The organism is Terriglobia bacterium (assembly GCA_020072645.1).
GTDB lineage: Bacteria > Acidobacteriota > Terriglobia > Terriglobales > Acidobacteriaceae > Angelobacter.
This window is the reverse complement of the sequence record JAIQGK010000012.1, coordinates 466,970-479,894: the sequence shown is the minus strand read 5'-3', so window position 1 is coordinate 479,894 and position 12,925 is coordinate 466,970. Positions and strand designations below refer to the sequence as shown.

The 12,925-nt window shown below is 55.2% G+C and carries 11 protein-coding genes; 4 read left to right on the top strand and 7 right to left on the bottom strand.

The window, feature by feature from the left end:
* Positions 1–49: 49 nt before the first annotated feature.
* Positions 50–1,249, bottom strand: coding sequence for a class I SAM-dependent rRNA methyltransferase (locus LAO76_18625; protein MBZ5492938.1), 1,200 nt, complete (start codon positions 1,247–1,249; stop codon positions 50–52).
* 27 nt (positions 1,250–1,276) lie between these two features.
* Positions 1,277–2,095: a hypothetical protein gene (locus tag LAO76_18620; protein ID MBZ5492937.1), complete on the bottom strand. Its 819-nt coding sequence runs from the start codon at positions 2,093–2,095 to the stop codon at positions 1,277–1,279.
* Positions 2,096–2,215: 120 nt separating this feature from the next.
* Between LAO76_18620 and LAO76_18615 the strand changes: the two genes are divergently transcribed.
* Positions 2,216–2,446 carry a hypothetical protein gene (locus LAO76_18615; GenBank protein ID MBZ5492936.1) on the top strand — a complete coding sequence of 77 codons (231 nt, stop codon included), beginning with the start codon at positions 2,216–2,218 and terminating at the stop codon, positions 2,444–2,446.
* Positions 2,447–2,808: 362 nt separating this feature from the next.
* On the opposite strand, the gene LAO76_18610 is transcribed toward LAO76_18615, so the two are convergent.
* From LAO76_18610 to LAO76_18590, 5 genes are all read right to left on the bottom strand, one after another.
* Positions 2,809–6,231: a PDZ domain-containing protein gene (locus LAO76_18610; GenBank protein MBZ5492935.1), complete on the bottom strand. Its 3,423-nt coding sequence runs from the start codon at positions 6,229–6,231 to the stop codon at positions 2,809–2,811.
* Between the two features lie 176 nt (positions 6,232–6,407).
* Positions 6,408–6,947, bottom strand: a complete 540-nt coding sequence (gene ispF / locus LAO76_18605; GenBank protein ID MBZ5492934.1) for a 2-C-methyl-D-erythritol 2,4-cyclodiphosphate synthase — start codon at positions 6,945–6,947, stop codon at positions 6,408–6,410.
* The gene (locus LAO76_18600; GenBank protein MBZ5492933.1) at positions 6,944–7,384 is read right to left on the bottom strand and encodes a GxxExxY protein; all 441 of its coding nucleotides are present in this window, start codon (positions 7,382–7,384) and stop codon (positions 6,944–6,946) included. Before LAO76_18600 ends, ispF begins: the two co-directional genes overlap by 4 nt.
* Positions 7,385–7,427: 43 nt before the next feature.
* Positions 7,428–8,150, bottom strand: a complete 723-nt coding sequence (ispD, locus tag LAO76_18595) for a 2-C-methyl-D-erythritol 4-phosphate cytidylyltransferase (protein ID MBZ5492932.1) — start codon at positions 8,148–8,150, stop codon at positions 7,428–7,430.
* A 47-nt stretch (positions 8,151–8,197) separates the two neighbouring features.
* Entirely contained in the window at positions 8,198–8,626 is a 429-nt protein-coding gene (locus LAO76_18590) for a hypothetical protein (protein ID MBZ5492931.1), read from the bottom strand.
* Positions 8,627–8,646: 20 nt separating this feature from the next.
* Here LAO76_18590 and tilS point away from each other — a divergent pair, with 20 nt between their 5' ends.
* From tilS to ftsH, 3 genes are all read left to right on the top strand, one after another.
* On the top strand, positions 8,647–10,113 hold the full coding sequence (gene tilS, locus LAO76_18585) for a tRNA lysidine(34) synthetase TilS (protein MBZ5492930.1): 1,467 nt from the start codon (positions 8,647–8,649) through the stop codon (positions 10,111–10,113).
* Positions 10,110–10,649 (top strand): hypoxanthine phosphoribosyltransferase, encoded by a 540-nt coding sequence (locus tag LAO76_18580; protein ID MBZ5492929.1) that lies wholly within the window; start codon positions 10,110–10,112, stop codon positions 10,647–10,649. The genes tilS and LAO76_18580 overlap by 4 nt, the downstream gene beginning before the upstream one ends.
* 234 nt (positions 10,650–10,883) lie before the next feature.
* Positions 10,884–12,791 carry an ATP-dependent zinc metalloprotease FtsH gene (gene ftsH, locus LAO76_18575; GenBank protein MBZ5492928.1) on the top strand — a complete coding sequence of 636 codons (1,908 nt, stop codon included), beginning with the start codon at positions 10,884–10,886 and terminating at the stop codon, positions 12,789–12,791.
* Positions 12,792–12,925: the final 134 nt, after the last annotated feature.

Here is a 12,925-nt window from a genome sequence, read left to right as displayed (position 1 = left end):
GAAAATATTCCTATTATTTTCAATTGCTTAGGTTGAAATTTTAGTGGTTTTAGCTCACGGATAGCAAAAAGCACTTCAAATAATACGTCTCCGGCACGCCCAGCAGGATCGGGTGGTCTTTGGCCTGGGTTCGTTTTTCCAGCACCCTGACAGAGCGGTGAGCGTCCTGCGCGGCCTCATTTAGCACCTCAAAAAAGTCCTGTTCGCTCACGGCAAATGAGCATGAGCACGTGACCAGCACTCCGCCGGGACGCAGCATTTTCATGGCCCGCAGGTTGAGCTCTTTATATCCACGAATCGCCGATTCCAGATGCTTCTTTGACTTGGCGAAAGCCGGCGGATCGAGCACGATTGTGTCGTACTGCTTGCCAGCGGATGAATAGTCTTTCATCAGATCAAAGGCGTTACCTTCAATCCACTCAATCTCCCTCTTGTGCGCGGCCGCGTTCAGCTTTTCATTCTGCTCGGCCACTTCCAGCACTTCGCGGGAGATGTCCACGGCAGTCACCTTGTCGCAGGCCAGCGCCAGGTGGAGCGCAAACCTGCCCTGGTAGGTGCAAACGTCCAGCGCCTCGCCTTTGGCGTATTGCGCTGCCGCAGCGTAGTTTTCGCGCTGGTCCAGAAACGCCCCTGTCTTCTGGCCGCCCAGCGCGTCATAGTGGAACTTAATGCCATTCATCGCAAAGACCGTGCTGCTCTTGTGGCCCTCAACCAGCCCGGATTCCATCTCCGGCAGCTGCTCCAGCTCGCGGATACGGGCATCGGCGCGCTCCACAATGTTTTCCGCACCGGCAAACTCTTTCAGCCCTTCGATAATCGCCTGCTTCCGCTCCGGCGCGGCCCATGCCTGCGTCAAGACCTGAATCGTAAAAACATCATTGTAACGGTCAACAATCAACCCCGGCAGGCGATCTGCTTCGCTGAAAACGAGCCGGCAGGCATCAGAGTCCCGCACGACTTTGGCTCGATAGTCCACAGCTTCAGCCAGCCGCTGCCGTATGAGTTGCAGCAACTCTTCTTCTGACCGCAGGGCCTCACGCCCCAGCAGCCTCAGCTTGATCTGTGACGATGAACTGTAAATCGCCGATCCCAAAATCTTGTCTTTCGGGCCGATTACATGGACCATCGCGCCGGGCTTGGCGCCAGCGTCATAGAGCACATCCGAGGCGTAAACCCAGACATGGCCGTCGCGGAGCCGTTTGGCTGCGCGCTCATTCACAATCACTTTTCTAGTTGGACCGTTTGCCATCAGGCAATCAGCATATAGGAAGGAACGTTACTGTGTGGGGCTGGTTTCCTGCTCGGGCTGCTCGGCTTCGGTTTCGGCCTCCGCCACTTCTGCCGCTCTAGCTTTGGATTTCTTTTTTACCGGTTCCGGAGCTGCCGGTTCGCTGGCCGGATCAAAGTACAGGATTCGTCCGCAGGAGTTGCAGGTAATGATCTGCTCGTTGGTGCGGACTTCCTGCCAGATTTGGGGACGGACCATAACAAAGCAGGCCATACATTTCTGGTCGCGGGCTTCAGCCAGGGCAGACTTGCGCTGCCGCATCACGCGGTCATAGTGGGCCAAAGCGCTGTAATCCACTCCGGCGCGCAGCTCGTCGCGCTTACCTTTCAGTCCTGCCAGAAGTTTTTCGTCTTCAGCCGTGCGAACATGCGCTTCGGTTTTTTCTTTTTCCACGTCCGCGGCTTCAGTCTTTAATTCGGCTTCGGCAAGTTTCAGGGCTTTTTCTTCATTCTCCAGCCCGATCATCAATTCCAGAATTTTGTCTTCGCAACCGCTGATCTGCTTTTCCGCGAACTCCACCTCGTGCATCAGGGCGCGATATTCGTCATTTGTCTTTACGCTGGATGACTGGCTGCGGTACTTGGCAATTTTTTCCTGGAACCCCTTGATGTCGGCTTCATTCTGGCGACGGCTGGCCTCATTGGCTTTAACCCGCGCTTTGGCCTGCTCCACGGCAGCCTTATGCTCTGCCAGTTTCGCCTCGATGGCAGCCACCCGCCTGGGCAGGCTGGCCACTTCTTCGGTCAGGCGAAGGGCTTCCCGATCAATTTTTTCCAGCTCGATGAGTCTTTGCAGGTCTGCGTTCATGGGGAAGGGCTAGACCCAATTCTAACATGCGTAATTGGCCGTTCGGCACCACTTTTGCGCCTTTAACTAGGTTTTTCTACTGATTGCCGCGCTGTGGTGGCATGCTTAGACTCAAATCATATGATCGTAGAAATCACCAGACTGCTGTTGGGCGTGGCCATTGCTGTCTTTCACCGTCCACTGGCCAACATGATCATGCAGCAGGAGCGTCAACTTGACGGCTTCTTCCGCAGCCGTGGCGTGCAGCTGCCCGCGCCCCCCAGTGACGCCACCGCCCAGAATCTCTATTTCATCATCGGCATCTTCATTGCGTTGATTGAATCTGGACGGATCTGGTTCTCCATCAGCTAAGCCGCGCTTCTACACTCCCCAGTTTTCTTTAATCCTTAGGCATTGGGGGAGTAGTGTCCGGTTTTCCTCTGAAAAAGAAGCGCGCAATCAGCAACAAGGCAATCGCTCCCCAGCCGAGGTATGGCGCCATGGCATGCCTCTGGGGATCAGGAGACGATCTTATGACAAAGCCAGCCACGGCCATCGCGATCGCAACTAGCACAAGAACCCAATAAGCTGCTGGTCTGTTTCCCATAGTCTTTGTACGCTCCAATGTCGGAAAAGTTACGCGGCCAATCTTAAAGCGCTCGCTTCAAGCAGCCGCATGCCATAAAAAACTGGGCCTTACCTCTGCGGCAAGACCCAGACCCTTGTGTTTGCAGCTATTTTTTCCTTCCGCCTGTTGAATGTCCCGCCGCCGGGACGCTTTGCGGCGACTGATTATGATAATTGGGGAACGCAGGATGCTTGGCCACGGGCAGCGGGTTCTTCTTGAGCGCATCCATTACCAGCGCCACCGCTTTTTCCAGCTGCGGATCATGCCCGCTGGCCCAGTCCCTGGGCATGATTTCGACTTCATAATCGGGCGCAACGCCGTGGTTCTCCACGTCCCAGTCTCCCGTGCGATTGTAAAAGGCCACACGCGGCGCGGTGACTCCTCCGCCGTCCATGAGCTCAGGATAGTCATAAATTCCCACCAGTCCGCCCCATGTACGGGTGCCGACGAGCGGGCCCAGCTTGGCATCGCGGAAATACCATGGCAGCGCATCGCCTCCGGAACCGGCATACATGTTGGTGATCATGGCTTTCGGCCCAAATATTGCCCCTACAGGCGTGGTGAAATCATGGCCTTCACGCGTCATCCAGTAATTCTGGAGCGGTCGCCGCAGGTAATCGATCACATAATCTGCCGCTGAACCGCCGCCATTGAAGCGTTCGTCAATCACAGCGCCTTCACGTCCCACCTGGGCAAAAAAGTAGCGATTGAATGACGTGTAGCCGCCAAATCCTGTATCAGGTAGATAGACATAAGCCAGTTTCCCGCCGCTGAGCTTTTCCACCCTCTGCAGATTGCCTTCAATCCATGCGCGGTTGCGCAGTGCCGCTTCACTCTCAATCGGCACCACTGTCACATTGTGCGCGCCTTTGCCGTCCGCCGCAGGGCCAACTTTCAGTACAGTCGATTTATCTGCTGTGCCCTCAAAGAGCTCAAAGATTTCATCTGTCCCGCGCAGTTCGCGGCCATTCACGGCCAGCAGGTATTCGCCTTCCTGGACGTTGACTCCCGGCTGTGTCAGGGGCGCGCGCAGTTGCGGGTTCCAGTTTTCACCCTGATAGATCTTTTGGAACCGATAACGGCCATTTTCCACCGTGTATTCCGCTCCCAGCAGACCTACCTTACCCTGCTCCGCCGGCGGCTCCGGAGGCGTGCGGATGTACATGTGGCCCACTGTGATTTCTCCCAGCATTTCCGCCAGCAGATAGCTGAAGTCATAGCGGCTCCCCAAGTTCTCCAGATAGGGCTCATATTGTTTCTTGGTGGCGGCCAGGTCCAGACCGTGCAGGTTGGGATCGTAAAAGAAGTCGCGCTCTATCCGCCAGACTTCGTTGTACTCCTGCTTCCATTCCGCACGGGGATCGACGCGCACTTCCATCTTGGTCAAAGCCAGCGGCATCTCCGGCTTGCCTGCTGCCGGACCACCTTCACCGCGGGCTGGGGCCGTGGCTGAACTGATAAACCATTTCCTGTTCTCGCGACGGCCTTTGCTGTAAAGCATCTTCTTGCCGTCAAACGAGACGGCAAAATCATTTGCGCCTTCCATCAGCTTTTCCGGCTTGCGTGACGTGAGATCAAAACGCCAAAGCGTGTTCATCTGGTCCGGTCCGCGACGAGGCGAATCTTCAATCAAGAAGATTGTCCCGGCTTTTCCTGCGACGAGCTTGCTGTAGTCGCGAGGCGGAATCGGCATGGCCACAATACGCTGGCCAATGTTTTCCGTATCAATCCGCACCACCACGCCTTCATTCTTTACTGACTTGGCTGCGCGCGCGTCCTGCGCCTTGGCTTTCTCCTCGGCACTGCCTGGTTCCTGCTCTGCCTTGTCTTCGGCCTTGGATGACTTATCGGTATCTTGCTTAGCGTCATCCGCAGCGGATTTTTCTTCATCGCTTTCCGGCGCCAGCGGTGAAGGCTGGTCTTTGCGCAGCACCATCAGATACGGGCTGCGCGTAATCGGGCGATTGGTGCTGGAAAGATCGAGCCAGCCGGTTGTCGGGCCCACGTCTGTGCTGGCCGTGAAATAAAGATATTGTCCTTTCTGGTCGAAGGCTGGGAATCGCGCATCGCTCAGGCCGTCCGTGAGCTGAAAACTCTTCGCTTGTTCCAGCGAATAAGCAAAGATGGCGTGCATATGGCTCGTGAGAGTTTTTGAATAGGAAATCCAACGGCTGTCAGGCGACCACACAGGATCAAGCGTGCGCTGCGGCGCGTCGTAGGTATCCGTGTCAACCTTTACCGGCGTTCCCTTGGCCAGATCGATATACCAGAGGTTGAGCCGCTTGTCACTGAAAGCAATTTTCTTGCTGTCCGGCGACCATAGCGGGTCGTAATAGAAGGAAGCCGGTGTTCCCAGAGAAATCTTTCGCGCTTCTCCCATGCCATCAGGATTTTTCAGGAATAGCTGATATTCCCCGGACTCATCAGAGAAATACGCTACCCACTTGCCATCTGGCGACCATGAAGGATCGCGCTCCATAACGCCCGGCGTGTTCGTCAGATTGCGGATGTCGCCTTTTTCCGCCGGTACGGTCAGCACTTCACCGTGAGCTTGAAACACCGCTCGCGCCCCGCTGGGAGATAGCGTGGCCGAAGCAATCTCACTTTCAGCTTTCTTGAAATGCGGCCGGACATTGGGGAGGTCGGCAGGTACCGTCACCGCAACCGCTTTGGACTTGCCCGTCGCGGGATCAAAGAGGTTCAAAGAACCAAACTGCTCATAGACAATCGCACCCGGTCCTGCTGAGGCCGATTTGATGTCAGCGCCATTGCTGGCAAGCGCCTGCTCCACTTTCTTGTCTTTGGGATCGTAGGAGAAAAGCGTGAACGGGCCATTGCGATCAGACAGAAAATAAACCCTCCCGCCAACCCACATGGGATTGCCGTCATTGGAAGTTTCGCGCGGCACCTGGTCTACGTTGAGATCAGACAGGTTTGCGATCCACACGCGCGATGCCTTGCCGCCGCGATAGCGCTTCCATCCAATCGCTGAGAGCCTGCGGTTGTTGTCTACCGGAACGTACGCAATGTGCTTGCCGTCTGTAGAGAACGCGCCGAATTCCGCAGTGGGCAGCGGCAATTCATGCGGCAAACCGCCTTCGAGCGAGACGGTGAACAGCCGGTTGAAGCGTGAATAACTGTTGCGCGTTGAACGGAACAGGATAGATTTACCGTCGGGCGACCAACCCACAACTTCATCGACTGCGGGATGGTGCGTAAGTCGGCGCGGAACTCCGCCTTCACTCGGCATTACGTAAACGTCTACATTGCCGTCATAGTCGCCGGAAAAGGCGATCATGCTGCCGTCCGGTGAAAACACCGGATCACTCTTGGTGCCGTCGCCGCTGGTCAGCAGCCGCGCTTCGCCGCCGTCACGCGCCACCAGCCACAAGTCGCCCGCATAAGAAAACGCGATGTTCGTTTTGGAAAGCGTGGGCTTCTGCATGAGCAACGGCCCAGAAGCGTGCGCGCTGAGAGCACAACAGAAAAGAGCAACGATCAGGAACAGACGGGTGAGGGAATTTTTCATAGGAGACACCAACCGGAAATGAAATGATTTGACTCGACGAGGCAGCTTAGGTTAGCAGCACGCATGCGCAAGAAACAAGGGCTGAAACCCTGAAACACAGAGGAACAGAGGAAAGGAAGGGGAACAAGTTTGAAGACGCAGCCGATTATCTTCGTCTCCTACTTTCTTTCCTTCGCTTACTCCCTTCCTCTGCGTTTCAAGGGTTTGCTCTTCGTTTTGCGAGATCCTTTCTTAGTAGCTGGTCGAACCCTGGCGGCCCGTTCCAGTAAAACCGCCACGTGAGCGATCGCCGCATTGTCTGTGCCCATGCCTTCGGGAGTCTTTGCTTTGATCCCGACCTGGTCTGGCTTTACGCCCAGCAACTCAGCCACGCGCGCCTGGATTTTCTTTGCGTGGGGGACGATCTTGGGTTCGGCCAGAATCAACGTGGAGTCGATATTGCTCACTTTGTATCCGGCAAGGCGCACCTGCTTCAGCGCTTCTTCCAGAAAGATGACCGAGTTTGCCCCTTTCCACTTGGGATCGGTCGGTGGAAAGTAGCTGCCGATATCGCCCGCCGCCACCGCTCCCAGGAGCGCGTCAGTAATGGCATGAAGAAGGACGTCGCCGTCCGAGTGTCCGGCGAGGCCTTTATCGTGGGGAAGCTCCACACCGCCAATCTTTAAAGGGACGCCGGCTTGAAATTCGTGGGAGTCCCATCCGTAACCGATTCTCATGAATTACCTACCGCGGATCCACGCGGATACACGCGGATTTTTTTATTGGAATTCTCAAAAACGATTCTCTTGAACTGGGGCTTTGGTGACCCAAAATTTAGTAACAGGCCAATCTCCAGTTGCGTTGCCCGAAGATAATTCATGACTTGGGCTTCATGGGCCCGATCTAGATTCTGGACGGCTTTAAGTTCGACGAGGACGGCGTTATCAACCACCAAGTCAGCCTTGAATTGACCTACATCTTGACCGCGAAAATAGACAGGCACTGGAACTTCTCGTCGAACCAAAATTCCGGCTTTGGTAAGAGCGAAGAACATACAGTTGTTGTAAACGGATTCCAGAAAGCCGTGGCCAATCTCGTTATATACATCGTAATAAATGCCGAGAATCTTTTCGGTGATTTCGGAATGTAGCAGTTTCGAGTTTTGTTTTTCCATTGATCCGCGTTCATCCGCGTTGATCCGCGGTAAAAAGGTTTTGCTAGCGCTCCCGAGCGCTCAGTCCAATAAAATACTCCGCCAAATCCATGTCCCCCGGCGTAGTGATCTTGATGTTTCTCGCCGAGCCCATCACCACCCAGACGCTGTCTCCCAGACGCTCCACCAATGACGCTTCGTCGGTGCCGGTAAAGCCATCGGCGGCGGCGCTGTCAAAGGCGCGCTTGATCAGTTCATAGCGGAAGCCCTGCGGTGTCTGCGCTTGAACGATTCGTTCACGCGGAATAGTCGAAGTAATAATTGCGCCTTCTGCCGCGCGCTCCACCTGCTTGATGGTATCGACTGCCGGCAATCCGGCGATGGCGGCGCCGTGCTTCTCCACTTCATGAATCACGTTGGCAATAATTTCATCATCGACGAACGGCCGCACGGCATCATGCACCAGCACAATATCGTCAGGAGCAGCTTTGAGCTGTGCCAGCGCGTTGGCCACGGATTCCTGGCGGTGTTCGCCTCCTTCCACGACTTTCACTTTTTCTGCCAGTTTCTCTTTTTCCAGTTGACGGGTAAAGCGCTCCATCTCATTCTTGCGCAGCGCCACTACAATCTGGCTGATCTGCTGATTGCGCGCAAAGACACGCAGCGTGTGGATCACGATGGGCGTTCCACTGATTTCAAAAAATTGTTTTGAGGGCGCGCCTTTTTTGCCGGCCGGCGCCATGCGGGTGCCAAGACCGGCCGCGGGGATAATGACGGTGACCTTCATACGGGGAGGAAAGTATAGCAACTTTGTCTGTTAACGGCTGCCGCTGCTTAGGCTGTGGACTTCGATGCCGAGTTTGGCAATTTGGAGCTTGGCGGGACCGCGTCTTCTCCTGAAAGCACTTCTCGCAGCGCCCATTCAATCCGACGAGTTCCTTCCTGAATGACTTTGACTTGTTCTGCCTGTTCTTTTAAATATGGCGAATACATGATCGGCTGCAGCGCATTGCGGACGTGGTGGTTCATCTCAGAGACTACGCGCATCTTTTCAAGAATGAGCTTGTGCTGGTGACGCTCATAGGCGAATACCAGGACTCCAGCAAGAACGCCGATCAGCAGGTCATCGACTGCCGCTGTCACGCCGCTCACGCCCCAGCGGTCCAGCAGCGTCCTCAGAGTGACGCCAAGAAGAAATATCCCGAAGCCCAAGCCAAAACTGAAAATGGCCCGGCCCTTCAGCGTGCTCGGTTTCCTGTACATAGGCTGGCAATTATTTCACAATGGTACGAAGTGTTTCCAAGAACTCAATGCTGGAAAAAGTCCTCAAGTATATCCGCAAACAGCAACTGCTCCGGCCGGGTGAGCGCGTGGCAGTCGCGTGTTCCGGTGGCGCCGATTCCGTAGCTCTACTCCGCATCCTCTCGGACTTGCGGGAAGAACTTGGCGTCGTTCTCTTGGTTGCCCACTTCCATCACGGGATTCGCGGTGCCGATGCCGATGGCGACAAGCAATCCGTCGAAGAACTGGCAGCCAGTCTGCAGCTGGAATTTCACTACAGTTCGGGCAATGTGCCGGCACACGCTGTCGCGCAAAAAATCAGCATTGAGACGGCTGCCCGCGAATTGCGCCATAAGTGGTTCGCCGAGCTGATCAGGCAAGGGAAAACCGACAAGATCGCCACGGCCCACACGCTCGATGACCAGGCTGAAACCGTGCTGATGCGCATCCTGCGCGGTACTGGCGCACGCGGACTGGCTGGCATTGCTCCTGCACACAAAGCAAAGCACCTCGTCCGGCCTCTTTTAACCACTAGCCGGAGTGAAGTCGAGGCCTATCTGAAAGCTATGAGCCAACCCTGGCGCGAAGACTCATCCAATCTGGATCTTGGCCACACCCGCAATCGCGTCCGGCATACCCTGCTTCCTCTGCTTGAACGCGACTTCAATCCGGCAATCCGGCAGACTCTGGCCGATCTCGTAGACGTGGCGCAGGCTGAAAATGACTATTGGAACGACGAACTCTCCGCATTGTTGCCGAGGCTGATTCATGAAGGAAAGCCCAGCCGCAGCGGACGCAGCTCAAGCGGCGATGCCCAGGGTGTCCTGGCTCTGGATCTTTCGGCCTTGCGAAATCTGCCTTTGGCCATCCAGCGGCACGTCATCCAGAGAACTCTTCAGCGGTTAGGTATTTCACTCGAATTTAAGCATATTCAACAACTTACGGCACTGGCGGATCATGGAAAACCGGGTACAAAGGTGGCGTTACCTGATGGTTTAGTGGCAAATCGCAGCAGCCGAGAGGTCCAATTCAGCCGCAATATGCAAAAAACGCTAGGAAACTACTCCTACTCCCTGCCAATTCCGGGCGAAGTTGCCGTACCGGAGCTGGGAATTACCATCCGAGCGCGGTTAATAAGTGATGGAAAACAAAAGGCTTCAAGTTATAATGGGGTAACGCTCTTAGAAGCAAGCCTGCTTGGTTCCGAACTAAAAGTAAGAAATTGGCGTGCTGGAGATAAGTTCTTTCCGGTCCACACCCAATCCCCCAAGAAAGTAAAAGAGTTGCTGCAGCCCGGTCGACTGGGGCATGAGATTTCTCCCGACGAGCGCAAAACTTGGCCTGTGATAGAAAGCGCGGGACAAATCGTCTGGATGCGGTCTTTTCCCGCTTCCAAGGACTTTGCCAGCAGCTCAGGGGACGCGGTCCTGATCGAGGAGATAACCATGACTACCGAGGCAGGCGAGTGAACAGCGTTCAGTCTGAATATCCCAGAATTCTGTTGACTGCTGACCAGATCAAGAAACGCGTGCAGGAGATGGCCCGCCGGATTTCCGCTGATTTTCAGGGCAAAACCCTGCATGTTGTCGGCGTGATGGAAAACGGATTTGTCTTTATGGCTGACTTGGTTCGGGAGCTCAATCTGGACGTGGTTTGCCAGTTTGTAAAAGCCGAGTCAAAGGAAGCCAACTCCACCACCACCGAGATCTTTTTCAGTCCTGAGCTCGACGTGAAAGGGCAGCATGTTTTGCTGGTGGAAGCGCTGGTGCAGTCCGGCCTGACGAGTGAATTCCTGATTCGGAACCTGGTGGGACGGGGTGCTGCCAGCGTGAAACTGGCTGTCCTTCTGGACAAGCAGTCGGCCCGCCGTGTGTCCCTGCAGCCCGATTACTTTGGTTTTCTCATGAATGAAAATTTTGTCGTAGGCTATGGGCTGGGAGAGCGCCATTTGGGCCGAAATCTGCCTTATATCGCGGGACGGGCCGAATCTGGGGTAATTCCTTAAGCATGTCTTAAGCGGTTTTACTGCCCCCAGAGTGGCGGGAATAGGTATAAAATCTTTGGAGTGGGAAAGTTTAAGTCCGAAACCCAGTCGTTCCGCATCTAATTGGCATAACCCGGCGTGTCAAGGGCTCGGGGAACCTTTTTCATTGGAAAACGTCTGTAACGGATGCGACGTCTTTAAAAGCCATGCAGGTCAGAGTTATAGGTGTCCTGACCGGGAATCTAGGAGCAATCAGTGAATTCGACATTTAAAACGGTGATCTTGTGGGTGACGCTGGTAGCGGTCGCCGTCGTCCTTTGGAGAATGATTCAAGGCGGCCCGAACGCCGGCAAAGACCAGGAAATCGCCTACACCCAGTTCATGTCAGACCTGAATGACGGCAAGGTCGCGGATGTCACGATTGAAGGCAATGTGGCGCGGGGCAAGTTACGCGATGGCAGCATGTATCATTCCGTGGTTCCAGCCACAAATCCTGCCCTGTTGAAGGCGCTGGACGACCACAAGGACACCAAGACGACGTTTAAAGATAGCCAGGGATGGAACTGGCCCATGGCCATTATCCAGTTCTCGCCTTTCATACTGCTTGGTGTGCTGTGGTTTGTGATGATCCGGCAAATGCAGACCGGTGGGAACAAGGCGCTAAGTTTTGGCAAGAGCCGCGCTCGATTGCTCTCCATGCAGCAGAAGAAGATCACGTTTAAAGATGTGGCTGGCGTGGATGAAGCCAAAGAAGAGCTGCGCGAAATTATCGAGTTCCTGCGCGAAGCGCAGAAGTTCCAGAAGCTCGGCGGACGCATTCCTAAGGGCGTGCTGCTGGTCGGCCACCCGGGAACTGGTAAGACCCTGCTGGCGCGTGCGGTCGCCGGCGAAGCGAACGTACCGTTCTTCAGCATCTCCGGTTCAGACTTTGTTGAAATGTTTGTCGGCGTAGGCGCAAGCCGCGTACGCGACCTGTTTGAGCAGGGCAAGAAAAACGCGCCCTGCATCATCTTCATTGACGAAATTGACGCTGTTGGACGCCATCGCGGCGCAGGCCTGGGCGGCGGACACGATGAACGTGAACAGACACTCAACCAGTTGCTGGTCGAGATGGACGGTTTTGAATCGAATGAAGGCGTGATTCTGATCGCCGCCACCAACCGGCCTGACGTGCTTGATCCCGCTCTGCTGCGTCCGGGACGTTTCGACCGCCGCGTTGTGGTTCCACTTCCAGATGTTCGTGGACGCGAAGAGATCCTGCGCGTGCATACCCGTAAGATTCCCTTGGCGGACGACGTTGATCTCTCCATTCTGGCGCGCGGCACACCGGGCTTCTCTGGCGCCGAGCTTTCCAATATGGTGAATGAAGCTGCGTTGAATGCGGCCCGCAACAATCGCAAATCCGTGCTGATGTATGACTTTGAGTTGGCCAAGGACAAGGTCCTGATGGGCGCAGAGCGCAAGAGCCTGCTCCTGACGGAAGAAGAGAAGAAGGTCACGGCATATCACGAAGCTGGCCATGCGATTGTGGCGGCCCTAATGCCGCATGCCGATCCGCTGCATAAGGTCACCATCATTCCTCGCGGAATGGCTTTGGGCGTGACCATGCAGCTGCCGGAAACTGACAAGCACAATTACACGCTTGATTACCTCAACACGCAGATTGCCGTGATGATGGGCGGACGCCTGGCGGAAGAAATTTTCCTCAACCAGATGTCCACCGGCGCCGGCAATGACATTGAGCGCGCCACGGAAATGTCGCGCAAGATGGTTTGCGAATGGGGCATGAGCAGCCTGGGACCGCTGACCTTCGGCAAAAAAGAAGAGCAGATATTCCTGGGTCGCGAGCTTTCACAGCATCGCGATTTCAGCGAAGAGACTGCCCGCGAGATCGATTCTGAAGTCCGCCGCCTGGTCAACACCGGCTATGAAAAAGCCAAGAGCATCATTCTGGAAAACCGTGATGCCATGGTTCGCATAGCTTTGGCCTTGCTGGAGCGCGAAGTACTGGACGCCAACGAACTGAAGTTGATTCTTGAAGGCAAGCAGCTTCCGGCCCGCGTCGTCCCGCAAAAGGGCGATGGCGACGGTGTGCAGCAGGTCCTGAAGCCGGAGCCGGGCAGAACGCCGGGAATCGCGCCGGGCAAACCTTCTCCCGCATAAACTTTTCTGTAGATTCACATGCAGGGGCAGCTTCGGCTGCCCTGTTTCTTTGTTCGTTACCGCGCTTTCCACCATGCCATTAAAGGTATCGTCGGAGTTAGCCGAGAATTTTTCTCACTCCACATATCTTGAAG

Coding starts and splice junctions, on each gene's coding strand:
- ispF (MBZ5492934.1), bottom strand. CDS start 6,947: ATGAGAATCGGTTACGGATGGGACTCCCACGAATTTCAAGCCGGCGTC.
- LAO76_18620 (MBZ5492937.1), bottom strand. CDS start 2,095: ATGAACGCAGACCTGCAAAGACTCATCGAGCTGGAAAAAATTGATCGG.
- ispD (MBZ5492932.1), bottom strand. CDS start 8,150: ATGAAGGTCACCGTCATTATCCCCGCGGCCGGTCTTGGCACCCGCATG.
- LAO76_18610 (MBZ5492935.1), bottom strand. CDS start 6,231: ATGAAAAATTCCCTCACCCGTCTGTTCCTGATCGTTGCTCTTTTCTGT.
- LAO76_18600 (MBZ5492933.1), bottom strand. CDS start 7,384: ATGGAAAAACAAAACTCGAAACTGCTACATTCCGAAATCACCGAAAAG.
- LAO76_18590 (MBZ5492931.1), bottom strand. CDS start 8,626: ATGTACAGGAAACCGAGCACGCTGAAGGGCCGGGCCATTTTCAGTTTT.
- LAO76_18615 (MBZ5492936.1), top strand. CDS start 2,216: ATGATCGTAGAAATCACCAGACTGCTGTTGGGCGTGGCCATTGCTGTC.
- LAO76_18625 (MBZ5492938.1), bottom strand. CDS start 1,249: ATGGCAAACGGTCCAACTAGAAAAGTGATTGTGAATGAGCGCGCAGCC.
- tilS (MBZ5492930.1), top strand. CDS start 8,647: ATGGTACGAAGTGTTTCCAAGAACTCAATGCTGGAAAAAGTCCTCAAG.